General features: G+C 56.1%; 28 protein-coding genes. 13 read left to right on the top strand and 15 right to left on the bottom strand.

What is annotated here, in order from left to right; all coding sequences use genetic code 11:
* Positions 1-73: 73 nt before the first annotated feature.
* From IF199_RS10285 to IF199_RS10230, 12 genes are all read right to left on the bottom strand, one after another.
* Positions 74-931 (bottom strand): putidacin L1 family lectin-like bacteriocin, encoded by an 858-nt coding sequence (locus IF199_RS10285; RefSeq protein WP_025110103.1) that lies wholly within the window; start codon positions 929-931, stop codon positions 74-76.
* Positions 932-1,064: 133 nt separating this feature from the next.
* Positions 1,065-1,388 (bottom strand): hypothetical protein, encoded by a 324-nt coding sequence (locus IF199_RS10280; RefSeq protein WP_192560268.1) that lies wholly within the window; start codon positions 1,386-1,388, stop codon positions 1,065-1,067.
* 11 nt (positions 1,389-1,399) lie between these two features.
* Positions 1,400-1,582, bottom strand: coding sequence for a Com family DNA-binding transcriptional regulator (locus IF199_RS10275; RefSeq protein ID WP_192560928.1), 183 nt, complete (start codon positions 1,580-1,582; stop codon positions 1,400-1,402).
* Between the two features lie 316 nt (positions 1,583-1,898).
* A complete protein-coding gene (locus IF199_RS10270) occupies positions 1,899-2,570 on the bottom strand; it encodes a hypothetical protein (protein WP_192560267.1) in 672 nt (223 codons plus the stop codon).
* Positions 2,567-3,181 carry a recombination protein NinG gene (locus IF199_RS10265; protein WP_192560266.1) on the bottom strand — a complete coding sequence of 205 codons (615 nt, stop codon included), beginning with the start codon at positions 3,179-3,181 and terminating at the stop codon, positions 2,567-2,569. The genes IF199_RS10270 and IF199_RS10265 overlap by 4 nt, the downstream gene beginning before the upstream one ends.
* Complete coding sequence (locus tag IF199_RS10260) at positions 3,181-3,582, bottom strand: recombination protein NinB (protein ID WP_192560265.1); 402 nt, start codon at positions 3,580-3,582, stop codon at positions 3,181-3,183. The genes IF199_RS10265 and IF199_RS10260 overlap by 1 nt, the downstream gene beginning before the upstream one ends.
* Positions 3,579-3,809: a hypothetical protein gene (locus IF199_RS10255; RefSeq protein WP_192560264.1), complete on the bottom strand. Its 231-nt coding sequence runs from the start codon at positions 3,807-3,809 to the stop codon at positions 3,579-3,581. Before IF199_RS10255 ends, IF199_RS10260 begins: the two co-directional genes overlap by 4 nt.
* A complete protein-coding gene (locus IF199_RS10250) occupies positions 3,806-4,519 on the bottom strand; it encodes a replication protein P (RefSeq protein WP_192560263.1) in 714 nt (237 codons plus the stop codon). Before IF199_RS10250 ends, IF199_RS10255 begins: the two co-directional genes overlap by 4 nt.
* A complete protein-coding gene (locus IF199_RS10245; RefSeq protein WP_192560262.1) occupies positions 4,516-5,259 on the bottom strand; it encodes a DnaT-like ssDNA-binding domain-containing protein in 744 nt (247 codons plus the stop codon). Before IF199_RS10245 ends, IF199_RS10250 begins: the two co-directional genes overlap by 4 nt.
* Positions 5,259-6,056 carry a Rha family transcriptional regulator gene (locus IF199_RS10240; RefSeq protein WP_192560261.1) on the bottom strand — a complete coding sequence of 266 codons (798 nt, stop codon included), beginning with the start codon at positions 6,054-6,056 and terminating at the stop codon, positions 5,259-5,261. Before IF199_RS10240 ends, IF199_RS10245 begins: the two co-directional genes overlap by 1 nt.
* 190 nt (positions 6,057-6,246) lie before the next feature.
* A complete protein-coding gene (locus IF199_RS10235; RefSeq protein WP_192560927.1) occupies positions 6,247-6,669 on the bottom strand; it encodes a phage regulatory CII family protein in 423 nt (140 codons plus the stop codon).
* Positions 6,670-6,750: 81 nt separating this feature from the next.
* A complete protein-coding gene (locus IF199_RS10230; RefSeq protein WP_025110113.1) occupies positions 6,751-6,954 on the bottom strand; it encodes a Cro/CI family transcriptional regulator in 204 nt (67 codons plus the stop codon).
* 116 nt (positions 6,955-7,070) lie between these two features.
* Between IF199_RS10230 and IF199_RS10225 the strand changes: the two genes are divergently transcribed.
* The 11 genes from IF199_RS10225 to IF199_RS10175 all read left to right on the top strand — a co-directional run bounded on the left by IF199_RS10225 (position 7,071) and on the right by IF199_RS10175 (position 14,223).
* Complete coding sequence (locus IF199_RS10225; protein ID WP_192560926.1) at positions 7,071-7,859, top strand: LexA family transcriptional regulator; 789 nt, start codon at positions 7,071-7,073, stop codon at positions 7,857-7,859.
* A gap of 194 nt (positions 7,860-8,053) precedes the next feature.
* Positions 8,054-8,629 carry a DUF6932 family protein gene (locus IF199_RS10220; RefSeq protein WP_244142451.1) on the top strand — a complete coding sequence of 192 codons (576 nt, stop codon included), beginning with the start codon at positions 8,054-8,056 and terminating at the stop codon, positions 8,627-8,629.
* Positions 8,616-9,518, top strand: a complete 903-nt coding sequence (locus tag IF199_RS10215) for a hypothetical protein (protein ID WP_192560260.1) — start codon at positions 8,616-8,618, stop codon at positions 9,516-9,518. The genes IF199_RS10220 and IF199_RS10215 overlap by 14 nt, the downstream gene beginning before the upstream one ends.
* 96 nt (positions 9,519-9,614) lie before the next feature.
* Complete coding sequence (locus IF199_RS10210; protein WP_192560259.1) at positions 9,615-9,938, top strand: DUF2388 domain-containing protein; 324 nt, start codon at positions 9,615-9,617, stop codon at positions 9,936-9,938.
* A gap of 732 nt (positions 9,939-10,670) precedes the next feature.
* Positions 10,671-10,871 carry a hypothetical protein gene (locus IF199_RS10205; RefSeq protein WP_192560924.1) on the top strand — a complete coding sequence of 67 codons (201 nt, stop codon included), beginning with the start codon at positions 10,671-10,673 and terminating at the stop codon, positions 10,869-10,871.
* A 521-nt stretch (positions 10,872-11,392) separates the two neighbouring features.
* Positions 11,393-11,797, top strand: a complete 405-nt coding sequence (locus IF199_RS10200; protein ID WP_192560258.1) for a hypothetical protein — start codon at positions 11,393-11,395, stop codon at positions 11,795-11,797.
* A complete protein-coding gene (locus IF199_RS10195) occupies positions 11,794-11,985 on the top strand; it encodes a hypothetical protein (protein WP_102687704.1) in 192 nt (63 codons plus the stop codon). The genes IF199_RS10200 and IF199_RS10195 overlap by 4 nt, the downstream gene beginning before the upstream one ends.
* Positions 11,982-12,152 carry a hypothetical protein gene (locus IF199_RS10190; protein WP_192560257.1) on the top strand — a complete coding sequence of 57 codons (171 nt, stop codon included), beginning with the start codon at positions 11,982-11,984 and terminating at the stop codon, positions 12,150-12,152. Before IF199_RS10195 ends, IF199_RS10190 begins: the two co-directional genes overlap by 4 nt.
* Before the next feature lie 279 nt (positions 12,153-12,431).
* Complete coding sequence (locus tag IF199_RS10185) at positions 12,432-13,181, top strand: hypothetical protein (protein WP_192560256.1); 750 nt, start codon at positions 12,432-12,434, stop codon at positions 13,179-13,181.
* Positions 13,178-13,741, top strand: a complete 564-nt coding sequence (locus tag IF199_RS10180) for a siphovirus Gp157 family protein (protein WP_192560255.1) — start codon at positions 13,178-13,180, stop codon at positions 13,739-13,741. Before IF199_RS10185 ends, IF199_RS10180 begins: the two co-directional genes overlap by 4 nt.
* A gap of 95 nt (positions 13,742-13,836) precedes the next feature.
* Entirely contained in the window at positions 13,837-14,223 is a 387-nt protein-coding gene (locus tag IF199_RS10175; protein ID WP_244142449.1) for a hypothetical protein, read from the top strand.
* Here the strand turns inward: IF199_RS10175 and IF199_RS10170 are convergent.
* On the bottom strand, positions 14,204-14,959 hold the full coding sequence (locus IF199_RS10170) for a DUF6602 domain-containing protein (protein WP_192560254.1): 756 nt from the start codon (positions 14,957-14,959) through the stop codon (positions 14,204-14,206). The genes IF199_RS10175 and IF199_RS10170 overlap by 20 nt on opposite strands.
* 203 nt (positions 14,960-15,162) lie before the next feature.
* Positions 15,163-15,324, bottom strand: a complete 162-nt coding sequence (locus IF199_RS10165) for a hypothetical protein (RefSeq protein ID WP_192560253.1) — start codon at positions 15,322-15,324, stop codon at positions 15,163-15,165.
* Positions 15,325-15,406: 82 nt separating this feature from the next.
* Between IF199_RS10165 and IF199_RS10160 the strand changes: the two genes are divergently transcribed.
* Positions 15,407-16,327: a DNA cytosine methyltransferase gene (locus IF199_RS10160; RefSeq protein ID WP_192560252.1), complete on the top strand. Its 921-nt coding sequence runs from the start codon at positions 15,407-15,409 to the stop codon at positions 16,325-16,327.
* A 13-nt stretch (positions 16,328-16,340) separates the two neighbouring features.
* On the opposite strand, the gene IF199_RS10155 is transcribed toward IF199_RS10160, so the two are convergent.
* Positions 16,341-16,637 (bottom strand): hypothetical protein, encoded by a 297-nt coding sequence (locus tag IF199_RS10155; RefSeq protein WP_192560251.1) that lies wholly within the window; start codon positions 16,635-16,637, stop codon positions 16,341-16,343.
* An 86-nt stretch (positions 16,638-16,723) separates the two neighbouring features.
* Here IF199_RS10155 and IF199_RS10150 point away from each other — a divergent pair, with 86 nt between their 5' ends.
* Positions 16,724-17,386, top strand: a complete 663-nt coding sequence (locus IF199_RS10150) for a phiTE_072 family protein (protein WP_192560250.1) — start codon at positions 16,724-16,726, stop codon at positions 17,384-17,386.
* Positions 17,387-17,402 lie beyond the last annotated feature (16 nt).

Here is a 17,402-nt window from a genome sequence, read left to right as displayed (position 1 = left end):
CCCTTTTGCTACTCCCGCCTTATCTACGCGGGGCGAGCTTAGGCGTTACGCCGCCAGCTCGTGTGGAGAGCGATCAGAACTCCCAACCGATGTGACCATAGGTCGGGTATGGGTCTGTACCGTTATGCTCGGCGCTGGTGTTGTCGGGGTAGTAAACCTTCCGTCGACGCGCTGTTGGCGTGAAGCCAAAACGAGCCCAAACCGGGGTTTCCTGGACAATCGCCAGGCTGCCATTCGGCTGCAGTCGCATGGTGGCGCCAGGATGCCCGCCGGTGCCCGACTGCCAGATCGGTACGTTATTCGCTGCGTAAATAACGAAGTTACCGTCATTCTGAAATACAGCTCGAACCGCACCCTTGTTCTGGGTGTAGCTGGCCCAGCGAACGCTCCAGTTAGGGCCGTAGTTCACGACGTTGCCGTCCCCTTGGAAGATCAAGGCGCCGTCACCGGCAAAGTACGGAACACCCATCGCCAGTTCGGTTGTACCGCCGAACAGATACGCACCACCACCTGGATCAAGCGGAAGGGATGGAGTGCCATTCCAGATCGGCAGAGAGTCGACCAGAACGATGTTGCCGTCGTTCTGCAACGCCATATGAGTGCGGTTCCACTGATCTTCACTAGTGAAGCCAGAGTTGTTGGTCAGCCAGGTACGCCCGCGGAGCGGATCATCGAGGAACGCGCCAAATTGGACATACAGCTGCACCGGCACCTGATATCGCAATGGAACGGTGGAAGTGTAAGGGGTAGTTTCGTTGGCGATCCAAACCACTGCGCCATTGTCCTGCAACGCGAGGTTGCCGTCGGGTTGCAGCAGCAACTTGAACCGGCCGTTTGGCGAAAGCAGGAACTGTCCCGGAGACATTGTTTGATAAGCAGGGAGAATCGAAGTACCGCTTCGTTGAAACGGAGTACGTGTACGTCCAGCCATAATGTTCACCTATTGAGTCGAATGATTAATTGCGGAGATCCGCGTTCATGTCGCTCACAGGCGATTGGGAGAGGCTCTTGGCCTTCTTGATTTTTGATCCTGAAAAGGGGCTACGAACAGCCTCCCTTATTCCTTACGACAGCAGATCGTAAGTCACGCAAGCGCGACTCGGGGCAGAGCTGTTTGCAGTGATCCACAGGCCATAGCCAGGCGGCAGTTGGATCGGGTACGAGAGGTTCTGAGAGCCGCTACCCAGAGTCATCAGGATAGGTTTGCCGGCATAGTCAGAGCCATGCTTCGGAGCCACGGTCCCAGTGATCAGGCCGGAAAGACCAGTGCCACTAACCGATGCCGTACGAATCACGGCGCCCGCCACGTTGTCAGCCGGCTTGATGATCGCTTCAACACCATAGGTGTCCGAGCTGAAGAATTTTGCACCAACAGTTACTGCTTCCATTTTTTTACCTTTTAAGTCGAATGATTTGTCGCGGAGGATTCCGCTTTCATGTCGCTCAAAGGCGATCGCTCGAGGCTCGTGGCCTTCTCATGATTCAACGTCCCGCATCGGGAACATTTGATCTGGAGCTCGGTAAACTCACCCACCCGGGCGAGAAGTCTGTTGCATTTTCCGCATCTGCATTCTTTTAACATCTGCAAGTCCATTTGGTTTTCTGCTAGGCTCCGCCCCGCTCGCGCGAGCAGTGAGGGCCTTGGCTGGCTTGCAGGCACTATCTGCGATCTGGCGTCTCTATTGGGTGTTAGCGCACCCTCTAGAGTCGCCCTCTCTTTTCTCCGCGCTAACGAAAAAGCCCCGATCATGTCGGGGCTTTTTGCATTCTGGCGGGCACAAAAAAGCCCGACTCATTGGCCGGGCTTTTTGTTTCACTCCTACACACGCAGGAATGACAGGATGGGGAAATAATCGGACATGCGGACATCAATTGCAAGCCTTTTTGAGGAAATCTTTTCAGGCCGCTTCGCTGGCCAGCACCTCAGCCTCTTCCAGAAGTGACTGAGCCTCTACCAGAGCCTCATCCACCAGCTTCTCCAGCGCCCCCTTGATCGCCTGATTCCAGCGGCGGTAAGTCCGCTCGGTCAGTCCCTGATTGTCCCAGGTGTTCATGTCGTAGTTCGAGTCGGCCAGGACGATCATGTCGCTCGATCGCGTCTCGGCTTTCTGCTGTGAGTGCTGGTTTGCCCGGGCCACAGCCAACTGCGCAGCGTCGTTGCGCCAGCCCCACTTCTCCTCGTCGTCTCGGCGATCAGGCAAAGGAGCTTTCACCGCCTCTCGCCGAACACCCTTCACCTGCGGAATCGCCCACGCGGTGACAGCCTTCTGCGTGAACAGCATCGGCGCAGGGCTGACCAGCACGGCGATCAGCCGGCCGATCGACTCGACCTTGCGCCCTTTGTGAGTGCTGTACTTCGCTGTCAGTGCGTTCCAGTGTCGCGGCGAGAGCTGGGCATGAAGCACCTTGTGAACCATGCAGTCGATCAGCAGCGCTGCGTCCTTGCCGGTGATCTCGCCCTTGAGCTTGCTGGTCTGCACCTTTGGCTCGAAGTCGCAGCCACCAGCGCTGTTGATGGTCTCGGCGGCCAAAGCACGAACGACCGCCGAAATTACGTTGTGGTAGATCATGCTGCGTGCCCCTTCTTCAGTTCGCGGGTCTTGGCCCGATATTCGGCTTTGATAATTTTGATTTCTTCGACGGTGTACTTTCGGGGCTCATGAGGCCCTTCAAGCCATGCCACGGTTTCGGCTCCGATGCGCAGCACCAGCCGGATGCGGTATTCGACCGCGTTACCGGACAGATTTCGGTTGCATTTCACGCACTGGCGATGGATGTTCAGCGGCTCGAAGCGAAGCTCAGGACAGGCGCCGACTGATCGGTAATGCCCGGCGTCCCAACGGCTGCCGGTCATGAGGTCGTTGTCATTCGGCATCGAGTCGCAGCTGATGCACGGCAGGTGCGCATCACGCAGGCGGACGTACTCGTTCACTGCTGACTGGGCTTCGCGCAAGTGATCCGCCCTGCTCTTCAGCTTCTCCTTGCGGACCCTGATCTCGCGGCGGTTGCGATGGTCGATGGCCTTCTTCGCCTTCTGCTCATTCCGAGGGGCGTCCTTCAGCGCGCATGCAGGACTGCACACTGCCTGTCCCAGGCGTGCTGGGACGAATGAGGCCCCGCAGGAAGCAACGCGGCATTTCTTCGGCTTGGGCGCCTTCTTTTCCTTGATGGCGGTTCGCATCAATACCTTCCCCCCCATTTGTCCTGCTCAGTCCAGCGCACACCATGCTCGGCGCCGAAAGCATGCATCAGCTCGAACAGATCGCTGAACCACTTCTGTGACTGCTTGCGGGTCGATACGGCCATCACAACGAAGCCACCGTCGAGGCCTGGCTCCGCGCGCTGCTTCTCAAGCGAGGCACTGAAAAGGCACTTCCAGTCCTCGTCGCTGAGTTTCTTGCCGTACCAGATCACCTGGTTGGAAACGTCCTTGAGCATTGCCCACATCTTGCGGTTGCAGACGTCGGGGCGTTTCTCGTCGCGCACCACCACAACCTTGGGTTTGGTCAGGTCGGTCGCGTACAGGGCGCCAGCGAGGCGATTGATGTCGCTCCGGTCGCGGATCGTGAATTCGGGATTCATGGCGCCACCTTCACGCTCAGAGCCTCGACCTGCTCCTGGAGCTGGCCGGCAGCGCGCTGCAATGCCTCAACCTGCCCGCGCAGCGCAGCGTTCTCCGCATTGACGTGGTTGAACTGCGTAGCGATGTGTTCTTCCAGCGACACCTGGTCACGCTGCCAGTCGATATCGTCATGGAAGTAGCCGAAGCGCTCGCAGAGGCTGCGGTGGAAGTTTTTGAAATCGGTCATGTCCGTTGCTCCGTATTCTTCCTGCCGAACTTGGCCAGCAGCTGCGCCCGCGCCGCGGCGCCAGTGGTTGGTACGCCCTGAGTGGCCAGCAGTCTCACTTGGCGCTGGCTGGCAAACTCCTCAGCCAGCTCCAACTCGCTCTTCTGGCTGTCGTGGCCAATGCCGGGGGCGATCTTTCCGTCCAGTGGCTGGTTGGCCTGGGCTCGGCGCAGGATCACTTCGTAGTTACGGTCGAACCTGGCACGCAGCCCCTTGTCTCCCTGCTTTGCCGCGCGCAGGTCGAACAGTCCGGTCGCTTCCGCCGCGAGCTTCACCGCTTCATGGCTGTAGGTGCCCATCAACGCTTCGAGCCAGGCATCGGCCGGTGCGGGCATGCCGAAGTCTTCAGGACCGGGCACGCACATGGCGATGAACTCACCAACGCTCGGCGCGAAAGGCTTCTTGAGCTTGCGGCACTTCTGGATGCCGAACTCGATCTGCTCCAGGGAGCGTATGCCGGCGTCGGCGAACTCCTTGATCCACTCGGCCTTGGCGGCGTCGAGCGCTTCGGTGGAGGGCCATGCCTGGCGCCACGCTGGGAATATCCCGCGCAGGCGACGGAACAGGTCGTTCACCACCTCGGCCGTCTGCGGAGTCACCTGCAGTGGCTGGACATGATTGGCCGGAGGCAGGTTGCCCATAGTCGCCATCAGTTGGTTGACCGGTTTCATGGGCTCACCACAAGGTCGCGGGCCCACTCGGTGCTATCGAAGTCAGGCTCAGCACTTGGTCGAGTCGGGAATGGCTTCACATTCGAGGCCGCCGCGCGATTGCGGTCATTCAGCACCCACTTCACCAGCATCTGCACCCATTCGGCCTGGGTATTCACCTGACCGCGAGGTTCGTAGTGAGCGGTGAACGCGCATCGAGCTTCTTCGGTGAACAGGTTCGGTGCTACGCCTGAGTGCACCGAATAGGTCTTGAGGAGCTTTTGATCAGGATGCCAGTCGAGGGTCATTTCACTGGGCATGCGAGGATCGACAACCTCGTGCGCAGAGAGAGGTTCTTTATTCTTCTCTTCTCTAGGTAACGCACCGCTAACGCTAGCAGCGTTACCTTTTGCGTTACCAGATTTGTGTTCTGCAACTCGGCGAGCAGTCAAAGCCCTGTTTTTGGCGGTCTTGCCGTTGTGGCGCTCGAAATGAGGCAGGCTGATAAGGCCGTCAACCTCAACCATCCAGTCGACCAGCTTCATGTATTCGCAGAAGTCGCTAACACCAACGAGACGGTCGAGTAACTTTTTGGTAACGCTTGGTGCGTTACCTGTTTCGGTTTGCTGATCGAACCAACCCCATACACGCATCAGTTTGCCGACTACCGCATCAGGGTCGATGTTGGCCCACTCCGCGATCTGGCAAACCTCTGGCTTATCCATGGTGCTGAGTTCAAATTTGATCCAGTCCCCGGCCATTACGCGGCCCTCAGTGCTTTGTCGTGAGTGAACAGGCCGTCCCAGTTCTTCTTCATGGGCAGCTCGCCAGCCAGGTACAGGTCGTAGAGGCGCACGGCGCCTTTCTTGAGCAGGACCGGCGTGAAGGCAATGAACGGTTCTTTTCCATGTGGGGTGACTTCGTTCTGGTGCTCGGTCATGTACTTGTCGCGGGCGTAGGACGCCACACGGAAGCGCAGGCCGGATTTACTCTCGTTGTAGAGCCAGCTGCGACCTTCAAGGTATTTGCCCACCTGCATGACGTTGACCCCATTGAGGCCCTTGCAGAATTGGGTGTGGGTCATCCCCTCCTTGAAAAGGTTTTCCATGGAGTGGATCTTCGAGGCCTGGGCTTCGACCTGGATGGTCAGTTGCAGGCGCTGCTGCTCGGCCTCGAAGGCGATCTGGATCAGATCCATGCGGGAGAGTTCGCGAGGCTGGGCGATCTGCCCTTCCAGCTCCTGCCAGCGGTCAACCAGTGCAGCGGTGAACTCTGGGCTGAGCTGAGCAACGACAACGAAGCTGTCGCGCTTGTTTACGAGATACACCTCAACCGGGCGCGCGCCAGACCCTACGTGGGAGGTTTCCACCGACGGTGAAAAGCTCACAACGCCTTTTTCTTGGAGGCGCTCGATGGCGCGCTTCACGCTGTCATGGCGTGATGCGACCAGATCGGCGATCTCGCGAGACGACATGGTGGTGCGCGACACGTTTTCAGAATTCGAAAAACGTGTCGCGACACTGTAAGGAGTATTGCTGGAATTTGGCTGGTTCTGCATAATCAGACCTCAGAAAGTGTTAACGAATCAGCCGACCTCGACCGTCGGCTTTTTTGTGCCTAGGTTTATTCAGCCTCCCTCTAATAGTGGGAAAGCAGTGATCCAAATCTGGCGATTCACTGATTCAAATCTGGAAAATTCCCGATCTCTTGGCTCGGGCGGCCTGGTAAACATTTCGCATGCGAAAACATCAGGCGGCCTTCACTGAAGCATCCATCACATCGAGGCTCTGCCTGACGTGGTTGATTTCCTGACGGATCAAGTTTTTTTCGAAAGCGCTGACGTGGTTGTCATCCAGCGCTTGGTGCACCGCAATGGTCAGATCGGCGACCTCCTTGCCGACGTTGATAAGTGATTTGGTCAGCGCTTGTGGCTCCGGCGCAGCTTTTGCAACGAGGTCGAACCCAAATTCGCTCGCGAGTGCCGCCAGAGGACGCATGTCGCTGGTGTGCAGCAGAATCCCGAACAAATGCTCCACGGTCAGGTGGTGTGCGTCGTTGTCCGGATTGGCACGCTGAAGCAGGCCAACATGCGGAACGCCCATCTTTGCAGCGAGGGTCTTGGCTTCGTTGTCCAGCACAGCGCTCTGGCAGGCCCGCAGAAAATCTTCCATTCGTAAAACCTCAAATTTGTTTCCGTGGCGCCCTGCCATTGCCTGGGCGATCATTTGTTCAGGCAGCTAGCGATGAATGCCTCAGGCTGCTGTGCGCTTGGGGCGCGCTGGGATCGGGCGAATCTCATTCGCCTCAATACGCCCGTCGTCATAAAGGGTGATTTCGATGCTTCTGCCGGCTCGAACCATTTGCGAGATCGCGCTCTGGTTCACGCCGAGAGCAGCAGCAAGCGCGGCTTGAGTGCCGTGCTCTTCTAGGTATTTGCTCAAAGGGATCTTTTTCATGGAATTTCCACGGCTTGATATCTGCCATGGATAGTAGCAGCGCTGCTTTTTATCAGCAACAAAATACTAGCAGCGCTGTTTGCTTGAATATCAGCTCTGCTAATACTCTTGTCCTTATGAAAATACGCCGCCCCCTCACCCCCGAAGAAGTCGCCGAGAGCACCAGGCTCAAGGCCATCTACGAACAGCGGAAATCCGCTGCAAAAGCTGCCGGGCGTAGCCTGACGCAGGCGGATGTTGCCGAGGCTTGTGGCTGGTCTGGCCAGAGTGCTTTCAGTCAATACGCAACCGGCAAGGTGCCGCTGAACGTAGAAGCGCTGCTGAAGCTCGCAAAGGCTTTGAATTTCGACGCGAGCGAGGTCAGCCCCCGGCTGATTTCCACCGTCGCCAACGTGCAGCAAGAACGCATCCAACCCAGCGTCAAATTAGGCAGTATCGAGACGTGGGATGATGACACCCCGCTCGATGACGATGAGGTCTACGTCCCCTTTCTTCACGAAGTCGAGTTGGCGGCCGGATCCGGCAGGTTTGCGATTGAGGAAAGCACCAACTCACGCCTGCGCTTCAACAAAAAGGACTTGCGCCACAATGGCGTTCAGTTCAGCAACGCGAAATGCGTGAAAGTCGGCGGAAACAGCATGGTGCCCGTGCTGCGCGACGGCGCCACGGTTGGCGTGAATGTGGGGAAAAACTCACTGAGCGATATCGTCGACGGCGAGATGTACGCCATCAATCACAACGGTCAGCTTCGCGTGAAACAGGTCTACCGGATCCCGATCGGGATTCGCCTGCGCAGCTTCAACCGTGACGAGCATCCAGACGAGGACTATACGTTCCAGCAGATCCAGGAGCAGCAGATCTCGATCCTGGGACATGTGTTCTGGTGGGCGATGTACTCTAGATAACGCCAGCTACGTATTTGTCATAAATTGACATTACGTCGTCCCTCTTGCCAACCACTGCGAACAATACCTATAAATTGATCGTTGAATGGTTATTGGATAATTGAGGAAATTTGTTGGCTCGAGTGAAGGCAGAGCGATCTCGCGTATAGCAATGCTCGAAGCTTTGGCTTTTCGACCGCGACACAAGGAGGTAAGTGTTGATCCCGCAATGGAACCATCAGGGAATAATCCCCCCTATCGATGAGAATGACCCGACAGCCTTGGAGCGCGCACCTTATCCAGTCACTGTCGAACAGGTTGTTGAGCGATTTTCTACTACGATTGAGAGATGCGACATACTCGAAGGTTTTCTCTCTCATAGGGCTGAGCTTCACCGTATGGGCGTGAATTCGGGCTTCCAATGGTTGAATGGAAGCTTCATGGAGCATGTGGAGCTGCTCGAAGGAAGGGCGCCAAATGACATGGACGTGGTGACTTTTGCGGATATTCTTCCCGGTGTCGAGGCAGCATTACAGCCAGCGGATATCAAGACATTGACCGACAACCGATGGATCAAAGCGACTTACAAGGTTGACTTTTATCTGCTTCCGCTTTCCGAACCTGCGGAATATTTAGTCGAGATGTCAGCATACTGGTACAGTATGTGGTCTCACAGAAGGTCGCAGCAATGGAAGGGCTTTTTAAGCGTAAGGCTTGAACCTGACCATGACGCCGATGCTAGGCACCTTTTGGAGAATCGCAAGCGGGAGGTCCAGAATGAACAGAACTGAATTCACCCATGCGCAGGCTGAAATCAATTTCTTGGATCGCATGTCGCGCAAGCCGGGTCTTAGCAGACTCGCACAATTATCAATAAACTCAAGAAAAGAGCAGGTAGAGTCTCGCCTTCAGGATCCCGGCCGAGGCGCCTTTTCTCCTGCAAAAGCAGTTGTAACTTATAAAGGTGCCCCTGTATGGGGCGTGCACGGTGTCGTGGCGGAATTCGGAGCAATCGCTACTGCGAAATTTTCGGAGGCCATTGCCGCGGTCGCAGCATCAATAGGTGGGGTGCTGAATGATTTTGGACCTATACCGAACAAAGCCCAGAATCAAATCCTGATAACTGGAACGGCTATTGGCTCATTCGGATTTGAATTCGAAGAGGCCCCCTCCCTCGAGGCCCAATTACCGCTTGAGGGGACGACCTCGGTTTCGCAGGCGTTTGAGCTAGTGGCCGAACTGCTTGAGGCATCGACAAAAAGCGATGAAGAGCTTTCTGAGCCCGCGTCCAGGCTAGGCACCCGTGCGCTTGCAATGATCTCGGATTACCTCGATAAGCTGATTGCATACGAAGCGTATTGCTCTATGGCAACGCGGGATCACTTGTTCACATTCACCAGCGTGGATCAAGTCCGAATTAGCAGATCCCGCCTAAGCATCGAGAATATTGTAGAAAAAGACGTTGAGTTTACTGGCGATTTTTTGGGTGCATTTCCTGCCGAAAGACGGTTTGAATTCAAAACTCAAGAAGGTTCGATTATTCATGGAAGGATTGCCGCCTCTGTGGAAAATCCAGCTGTTATCAATATGCATCTAAACAAGTCGTTCACTGTTCAATTAAGAGCTAGAACGGTTGGCAACGGCCGGCCTAGATACACTCTTACCACGCTTCCCTGGTAACGAAGCCCGGCCTAGCGCCGGGCTTCTTGTTTCTGTCCTCTCCCTCATCTGCTATCGTTGCGCCATCACAACCAGCCAGTAAGGAAGCAGTTGGGAATGGACTCGTGGAAAGCCCTGGTCATCATTTGCTTGGGAACGATCAGCACTCAAACTCTTGCGGAGGACAAGGGCTCGTATCAGAACTCGATGATGATGATCACGATGGCTCCGACCTTTCTCCTTTCAGGAACCACCGGTCTTTCTGAGCTAGCTACAAAAAACTTCAAACCTGCGAAAGCCGATGCGCTTGCCTTCATCGGTTCAGATGGCGAGATACGTGGTGCTCAATTTGAGCAGGCAGTTCGGCACTACCATGCGCCCTCCCCTCCTCCACACATGACTGACAATCAACTGGCTCAGGCGATCGCGACCTCGTTCTGAGGTAGTTTTCAAAGACTGCGCAGTTCTTCCCTTATCCGATTCCGTAGCCCGGGGCGCACTACCCGTTCCGCTCGACAATGGTGGCGCACAGCCACAGGTGCAGAGCAGGTAAACACCATCGAGGCGATCAAAGCGCTTGGACTACCAGTTGTTCCAATGATTGGTGTCGCAATTTGCGCCGGCCCTTTTGAAACAAAAGACAAAGCCAAACAAGCCTTAGCGCTTCTGCGGAATGAGCCTAGGCTCTTCATCGAAATCATTTACCGGGATTCCGTAAGCGGGAAATACCCACCAATTCTCGACTGAACCCCATTTTTCCTAAGCCCGCCAGGTGCGGGCTTTTTTACGGCCATAGAAATTATTATTAGCAGCGCTATTTACTTTAAATAGCAGCGCTGCTACTTTTATTCGCAAGCCAGACAACAACGGCCCAGCAGCGAAAGCCGCGCCGCTCTTTAGTTCCACCGCTTCACCTTGCCGGATCACCACCGGCCCAGATTCGAAGGCAGCGATGAACCGGCCTCAACGGTTCAAAGGGTTGGCAACTGACCCGGGCGTGCAGCGTAAAACGTCGAAAGCAGTTATCCAGCGGGAGAACAAGCCGAAAGGCCCGCGGCTGGAGGAACAATTTGAATGAGCCCGTACCGCGCCGGTAGCGCCGAAGGGACGCGGAATTTTTCACTGATGCACCTGGTGACGGGTGCATTGGGAAAACATCCGGAGAAACTCAGCATGACCACGATCATCAAGGACACCTTCACCAGCGGTGCACAGGTGAGCATGGAAATGGATAAGGACGAAGGTGAGCTGTTCGTCTTCCATTGCCCGGCCGGACAAGGCTGCAATGTCAGCAAATGGCCGCTGGACAGCTTCCACATGCCGATTGCAATGGCGCATTACGAAGAGTGCTGCGAGCTGGAACGCGCCGTCTGAACAACCAGCGCCACGACAGCCTGTCGTTAACTGCCTGATCCTCTCTATGAGAGCGCATCGGGGTGTGATCTGAGTACCGTCTGGCTGCGTGAGAGCAATGTCAGGCAAGCGTCACGCAGATCACACCCCGATGTGGCAAAGAGCGAAGCACTAGCCCCATTCGCTGATCAATACCGATGGTACTCCTGGCCTCCGCGGTCACCACCGTAGTAACGCCCATGATCACGCCCGTGACCACCGTCATGCCAATAAGGCCAGCATCCACCGAGTAGCAATGCTGCTGACAACGCAACGATCCAAACGGTTGTACGTTTCATTTGAGTACCTCCGGCCAAGCGAAGCCCGACCTTGTTCCCGTTTGATCCTTCCCATCTGAGGAGGTTCAAGCTCGACGCGGCGCTCTCTCTCAGCTCCCCGACACCACCCGAATGCACTCCCCTCCGCGCCCAACGGCAACCAGCGGAGTGGATGAGTGCATCCGAGTTTTGTTGGATCAACACCCCGCCACCTTGGAGACGACCATGTCAGCTCTACGCAAGCTCATCCCAGAAGACGACTTTCTTGATACGGAGGCTGGTCAGGAATGGCTGGCCGAGTCGGTCGACGATCTGCTTTGCCGGCGCCATGTCGAAGCGCCGAATCCGGTGGGCCGAAGCAAGGTCCTGGTCAATGCTGACCACTTGCCTGAAGCGCTGGCTGACCACATGGCCGCGAGTCCAGACCCGGATCGGTGCATCGAGAAGATCCTGATCGAGCTGATTAAGCGTAACGACGGTGGGATCTTGCACACATGGGCCGTTGAAGCCGTCGGGGGTGATCCGCAGTTCGTTCGTGCGCTGGCTAGCGACTTAGTCGCGGTGCACGCCAACGATTACCGCGATGCAAAGCGCGAAAGCGATCGCGTCGAGCAGGAGTGCGGCTTTTGAGCCCGCACATTCTGATCGACAAAGCACTTGATGGTGTGACCGCTCCCTTCGCCCATGAAGAGACAGGCTTGCTCGTACAGGAGCTGATCACCCGACTCTTCACTGACGGCGCCATCACCATCGACGAGTTCAATCACTACTGCAAGCGGCTGCGCGACGTCTGTCAGCAGCGCAAGGAGACGGCATGAGTACGGCACCGGTTAAATCGCTGATTGATGAACAGCTCGCTGAAATTGAGCGAAGTTTGGCTGTGATTGGCGCCGGCATTCCACGCGAACTGCCCGTTTCAAAACTTCCGCCAAAGTTGGTGGCAGCGATCAAGACCGGTCGCATCACCGTGAGGCCTCGTCCATGAAGATCATGTTCTGGATCCTCGCCACCGGCCTCTTAATCGTAATGGCGGATTACACCGCAACACGAAACAACGCTGATGCGTGCCAGCTCCCGCCGGTGAAAGCATCCCGGCTATTCCAATGACTGGCCGTCAGTGGGCCCGTCGCACGCTGATCTGGCGCGGCTCATTCTCGGCCATCGGCGTCTTCACCTTCCTGATGCTGCTCAGCGCCCTCGCCGACCGGATCACTCAGTAACCCACTTCTTTCACAGCTGCGTACTTGCGTGGCGGGAGATAGTCATGTCTGCACCCAACCTCGCCCTATGGGAAGAGGTCGAAAAGACCGACCCCAAGTTCACAAAGGAATACACCGGCCTCGGCGGTTTCACGGGTACCGCAGTGAATGCCCAGTACCTGGCTAAACGCGCCACTGAGCAGTTCGGCCCGTGCGGTACCGGCTGGGGCTACGACGTTATCGAAGAGCGGTTCGATATCGGCGGCCCACTTTTGAACAAAGAAGGATCGGTTCTGGCTCATGCCCAGGTGCACACACTCAAAGTCGCGCTTTGGTACTTGGGAGGCGACGGCGAGCGCAAAACGATCACGCACTATGGGCACACACCTTTCATCACTCAGAACAAATTCGGAAGCATCAGCACTGACTTCGATGCCCCGAAAAAATCCCTTACTGATGCGATCGGCAAGTGCCTGAGCCAGTTGGGCTTTTCCGCCGATGTTCGCCTGGGTCTTTACGACGACATTCACTACGTCAACGAGCGCCTGGGTGAAGCCGAAATCGAGCGCGCCGAGGACAAGATCGAAGCGAAAGAGCGTCTGGCTGCTGAGTACCGCGAATGGCTCTCGGAAACACTCCACCTGATTGGCACCGCGCAGTCGCTCAATGAGCTGGAGCAGCTCTACAAGTCGGCGATGCGCAAGCTGGACTTACGCAAAACCGATCCAGAGTGCGCAGCCCACAAACTCAAATTCACCCGCGCCAAGGACGCCCGAAAAGCGGACCTTGAAGACGCTATGGAAGGTGCAGCATGACTGACCTCTACAAACTGAATACGCAGATGGCCGAGCTCTTGGCTCTGGCTGACACCGGCGACGAAGGTCTACGCCAAGCTATCCAAGACACCATGGATGGCATCAAGGGTGAGTTCGAAGTGAAGGCCGATAGCGTCGTCATGCTGCGCCGGAACATCGAAGGCGACATCGACGCAATCGACAAGGAGGTCGACCGTCTGAACGAGCTCAAGCGCATCAAGAAAAACACCGTGGGCCAGCTCAGTGACTACCTCCGCCGAAACATGGAAGCCGCAGACATCAAGTCGATCAAGCGGCCACTGTTCACCATCACTCTCGCCCTTTCGCCCGAGAAGGTCATCGTCGACAACGAACAGGCTGTACCCGATGAGTTTGTCTCGTTGAAGAGCGTGATTACACCTGACAAAAAAATCATCGCCGTCCGGCTCAAGGAAATCCGCGATCACAACGATGCTGTGCGCAAGCGCATTGAAGCCGGCGAAGACGCGGAGCATGAACTGCTACCGGAACCGGCCTGGGCGCACCTTGAGCGCGGCGAAAGCTCGATCCGGATCAAGTGAAGGAAGCAGCGTGAGACGGACCATCAACCGAGCGGCCACGCGCCGCCGACAGACCTGGCTGGACTTGCCGGCCAGCGGAATTGAAGAGGTAGGCCATGGCCGAAGAACAGGTGCTGACGCAGGACGAGCCCCAGCCGACGGCGGAAGCCATCAAGCAACGCAAGAAGCGCGAGAAGGCAGCAGCAAAGGACGCTGCATTGGGCGTCGAGAAGTTTACGGTTGAGGTCGCCGGGGTATTCAAGCCTGACCTCAAACGAGTCATGGTCGCCCACGGATTCAAGAACCAGCAGGAGGTGTATCAGAACCTGCTTCGGAACCTGATCGCGGCCGACTTCGAAACTCAGGTGTGGATGCTACGGAATGTCACGACCCCCTACGAGCCGAGCGAAAAGGTGTTGCGACATTTGAGAGCCGCAGGTTTGCAACATTTAGCGAAGTACCCCAACGAGCTTGACGACGTGGTTATTGATCCTCTTTCATAGAATTTTTTAATTCAAACTCTTCTAAAACTTTATCAACGTTTACATATGCCCCTGGACTAAAGGCTCTTAGGGACATTTCTTCACTCACCAATGTATTAATAAGACCTGTAATGAATAGTGCAAACTCGAACATGGGTGGCATTTCCGGCTTAATCAAAACCCCATGCCAACCATCCTTCCAGAACCAGTAGCCCTTGCCAAGAACACATATGACACTGGCTTGAGGGATTTCACCACTATCATATTTCAGATACCTTTCAATCTCAGACCCACTGATATCTGACGAGAACGCAAACAATACCGTTATGGGATTCTCCCCATATACAGTTTCACCGCTAACCATCCTAGGATAGGATCGAAGCTCATGAAGCGACTGGAATTTTTTTATCGCATCCTTCACCTCGGAAGCATTCAGTGTTGACTTAACTTCAAATACGTACTTCACACACTCTATTGGAAACAGCCCAAGCTCGCTTGCGAACATAATGGGTGGAGCCGTTTTTCTCTGATAAACGACTAAGTCTAATTGATCGGAAATTTTCTCCGCTGTATCAATCACTTTCCCTGACCCACAATGAAAGCTATGGGTTAAGAAAGGCACCACACAGTTTCTGAGCGCTATCTCCCGAATCTGCCCAGCGAGGCCGTGATGATTTAACTGCGCAGCAAGAATATCCGCTTCTCTTTTTGCTGCCGCTACCTTATCAGTGATGTACTCAAAGTATTTACTATACATCGCATCTCACTCTCGAATTCACACCAATAAATACATGAACTGAAACCAAATTGCCATGACCGGTCACGGAGGGCGAAGTACTGTGTCAGGGCTGGCTCAGGAGGCTGGATATTGCTTGAGCGATAGCAGCGCCGCCTGCAAACCAAGCAGCCAACCTGTTCCACTTTGATTGAAGCTTGGCTGACTCAAGCACATCGACGGGCTTACCACCGACATTGTCGACGATGGCGAAAAGGCTTCATGCCCTCCTCATCTGTTTTATCGTCATCGTGAATAACCCGAGCGGTCGCTGAACGAATCCACAGGATGCCAGACGTCAGCGAAAGCAGGCTAACCGCAACGGTCAGCCACCATTGAATATTCATTGCCACACTCCAGCAGGCTCCATGCCGAGCCGAACACAAATACCCCACTTCTACGAATCACGCCAGCCGGCGAGGATCCCGCATGCTCACAGCAATTGACTTGTTTTCCGGTTTCGGCGGATGGACGCGCGGCGGCAAGGACGCCGGGCTCAATGTCCTCTGGGCTGCAAACCATTGGCCCGATGCGGTCGAGTGGCACACCCGCAACAACCCGGAGACCATCCACGCCTGTCAGGATCTGCACCAGGCGAACTGGGCGGATGTGCCGAAGCACGATGTCATGCTGGCCTCCCCTTGCTGCCAAGGGCACACCAAGGCTCGTGGCAAGGCTGCCGGCAATCCTCAGCACGACAACTCGCGATCGACAGCATGGGCGCCAGTCGGCAACGCCGAGGTCAATCGGCCAGAGTTCGCAGTTATCGAAAACGTACCGGAGTTCATGGACTGGATTCTGTACCCGGCCTGGGCTGATGCCATGCAGCGCCTGGGTTACGCACTGGCACCGCACATCGTGGACTGCGCCGATCTCGGCGTCCCGCAGCACCGCGTGCGCCTGTTCATGGTCTGCTCGCGCAGTAAGGCACCGTTGCATCTGCAATTGCCCCGCTACCAGTACGTGCCTGCCCGCGAGATTATCGACTTCGACGCCGGCAAGTGGTCGCCGATCAACAAGCCAAGCCGCGCCGCGTCGACACTGACACGCGTGAAGAATGGCCGTGAGCGCTTCGGTGATCGCTTCGTCATGCCCTACTACGGCTCAGGCTCTGGCCTCACCGGGCGCAGCCTTGACCGCCCGATCGGTACCATCACCACATTGGATCGTTGGGCAGTCGTCGACGGCGACATGATGCGGATGATCAGCGCAGACGAAGCAATGGCCGCTCAGTCCTTCCCGAAGGACACGCTCCGGCCGGACAACCACAAGCTGACCATGCACATGACCGGCAACGCCGTCCCACCGCTCGCAGGTCAGCGAATCATTGAGGCACTAATGACGGCCTAGCATCGACGCACTCTCATTTCAGCTTGGGCAAATCCCTGATGGTATGAGTGACGTTTGAGCCAATATCTGAAACCTCGATGCTTTGATCGCCATTTTCATCCATCACGATTTTTAGTTGCCCGCCAGTGGCCCCGCTTGCAAATAGGGGGTACAAAATTTCTCCACCCTCAATTGCATTTACAGCCTGGTCAAAGGTAATGATTTCGCGTGAGCCTGTTTCCTGATTGTTGCCATTTACAGGGGTCCATTGAAACTCAACTACCTCACCATTTTTGTTGATGCGAACTGCCGAAACTAAATACATAGCCATGTCACCACTCCTTTCTTGAACGCACAACTGTAGCTGATCCCTCACCACCCTCCACCGCCCGGGCATGCCCCGGCATAGGACGCCCCATGCCCACAGAAAACAAACCGGCCGAGCCGCTGAAGGTTGAGCGCTCGATCGTCACGAAGCTGGTGATCACCGGCGCGCCGCGGCTTGACCCGATTACCGTGTTCCTTGAAGACCTCGGGCGCCGCAACTGCCCGACTGAGTCAGACCCCAACTACCAGACCGCCCAGGGCAAGATCACGATCAACTGCTGGGACAGGAGCTGGAACGCCTACTGGGGCGGCATGGGGCCTCGCACGGTGGCCGAGTTCGTGCCGGATTGTGATTGGAACTACATCCTGAACTGCCTGGATCGCGGGATCAGCAGCACGCGGTTCAGCGGGAACGCGCTTCACGCATTTGCGAAAAAGTGCATTGTCCAGCGCCGCCGGCAACAGACCGGCCGTCACGACTGGGAACTGGACGAGCTGAGCAAAGGTGAGGCCCGTGAGCTTTGGCACGACATCGATGTGTTGCGCAGCGTCGAGTCACCAAACGAATGCTGGCATCACAGCAAGTTGCTGACTGAGCTTTTCGGTGATGAGTGGCACTACCCCGTCGGCGACAAAGCCGTCGAGGAAAACCACGAATTCACGTACCTGCAGCGCGTTGTCGAGGCAGTTCAGGAAGCACTTCGTGAGCAGAACCGATTGGTGAATGACGAGCCGCCAACGCTGGAAGGCTGAAGCGCTGTACAAAAAT

This window comes from Pseudomonas allokribbensis (assembly GCF_014863605.1).
Taxonomy (GTDB): Bacteria; Pseudomonadota; Gammaproteobacteria; order Pseudomonadales; family Pseudomonadaceae; genus Aquipseudomonas; species Aquipseudomonas allokribbensis.
This window is presented reverse-complemented; position numbering and strand designations above follow the sequence as displayed.

Coding starts and splice junctions, on each gene's coding strand:
- IF199_RS10190 (WP_192560257.1), top strand. CDS start 11,982: ATGAGTACGGCACCGGTTAAATCGCTGATTGATGAACAGCTCGCTGAA.
- IF199_RS10285 (WP_025110103.1), bottom strand. CDS start 931: ATGGCTGGACGTACACGTACTCCGTTTCAACGAAGCGGTACTTCGATT.
- IF199_RS10270 (WP_192560267.1), bottom strand. CDS start 2,570: ATGATCTACCACAACGTAATTTCGGCGGTCGTTCGTGCTTTGGCCGCC.
- IF199_RS10235 (WP_192560927.1), bottom strand. CDS start 6,669: ATGGAAGATTTTCTGCGGGCCTGCCAGAGCGCTGTGCTGGACAACGAA.
- IF199_RS10250 (WP_192560263.1), bottom strand. CDS start 4,519: ATGAAACCGGTCAACCAACTGATGGCGACTATGGGCAACCTGCCTCCG.
- IF199_RS10185 (WP_192560256.1), top strand. CDS start 12,432: ATGTCTGCACCCAACCTCGCCCTATGGGAAGAGGTCGAAAAGACCGAC.
- IF199_RS10225 (WP_192560926.1), top strand. CDS start 7,071: ATGAAAATACGCCGCCCCCTCACCCCCGAAGAAGTCGCCGAGAGCACC.
- IF199_RS10165 (WP_192560253.1), bottom strand. CDS start 15,324: ATGAATATTCAATGGTGGCTGACCGTTGCGGTTAGCCTGCTTTCGCTG.
- IF199_RS10245 (WP_192560262.1), bottom strand. CDS start 5,259: ATGGCCGGGGACTGGATCAAATTTGAACTCAGCACCATGGATAAGCCA.
- IF199_RS10215 (WP_192560260.1), top strand. CDS start 8,616: ATGAACAGAACTGAATTCACCCATGCGCAGGCTGAAATCAATTTCTTG.
- IF199_RS10230 (WP_025110113.1), bottom strand. CDS start 6,954: ATGAAAAAGATCCCTTTGAGCAAATACCTAGAAGAGCACGGCACTCAA.
- IF199_RS10205 (WP_192560924.1), top strand. CDS start 10,671: ATGACCACGATCATCAAGGACACCTTCACCAGCGGTGCACAGGTGAGC.
- IF199_RS10265 (WP_192560266.1), bottom strand. CDS start 3,181: ATGCGAACCGCCATCAAGGAAAAGAAGGCGCCCAAGCCGAAGAAATGC.
- IF199_RS10255 (WP_192560264.1), bottom strand. CDS start 3,809: ATGACCGATTTCAAAAACTTCCACCGCAGCCTCTGCGAGCGCTTCGGC.
- IF199_RS10200 (WP_192560258.1), top strand. CDS start 11,393: ATGTCAGCTCTACGCAAGCTCATCCCAGAAGACGACTTTCTTGATACG.
- IF199_RS10150 (WP_192560250.1), top strand. CDS start 16,724: ATGCCCACAGAAAACAAACCGGCCGAGCCGCTGAAGGTTGAGCGCTCG.
- IF199_RS10280 (WP_192560268.1), bottom strand. CDS start 1,388: ATGGAAGCAGTAACTGTTGGTGCAAAATTCTTCAGCTCGGACACCTAT.
- IF199_RS10240 (WP_192560261.1), bottom strand. CDS start 6,056: ATGCAGAACCAGCCAAATTCCAGCAATACTCCTTACAGTGTCGCGACA.
- IF199_RS10260 (WP_192560265.1), bottom strand. CDS start 3,582: ATGAATCCCGAATTCACGATCCGCGACCGGAGCGACATCAATCGCCTC.
- IF199_RS10155 (WP_192560251.1), bottom strand. CDS start 16,637: ATGGCTATGTATTTAGTTTCGGCAGTTCGCATCAACAAAAATGGTGAG.
- IF199_RS10175 (WP_244142449.1), top strand. CDS start 13,837: ATGGCCGAAGAACAGGTGCTGACGCAGGACGAGCCCCAGCCGACGGCG.
- IF199_RS10210 (WP_192560259.1), top strand. CDS start 9,615: ATGGACTCGTGGAAAGCCCTGGTCATCATTTGCTTGGGAACGATCAGC.
- IF199_RS10160 (WP_192560252.1), top strand. CDS start 15,407: ATGCTCACAGCAATTGACTTGTTTTCCGGTTTCGGCGGATGGACGCGC.
- IF199_RS10170 (WP_192560254.1), bottom strand. CDS start 14,959: ATGTATAGTAAATACTTTGAGTACATCACTGATAAGGTAGCGGCAGCA.
- IF199_RS10180 (WP_192560255.1), top strand. CDS start 13,178: ATGACTGACCTCTACAAACTGAATACGCAGATGGCCGAGCTCTTGGCT.
- IF199_RS10275 (WP_192560928.1), bottom strand. CDS start 1,582: ATGTTAAAAGAATGCAGATGCGGAAAATGCAACAGACTTCTCGCCCGG.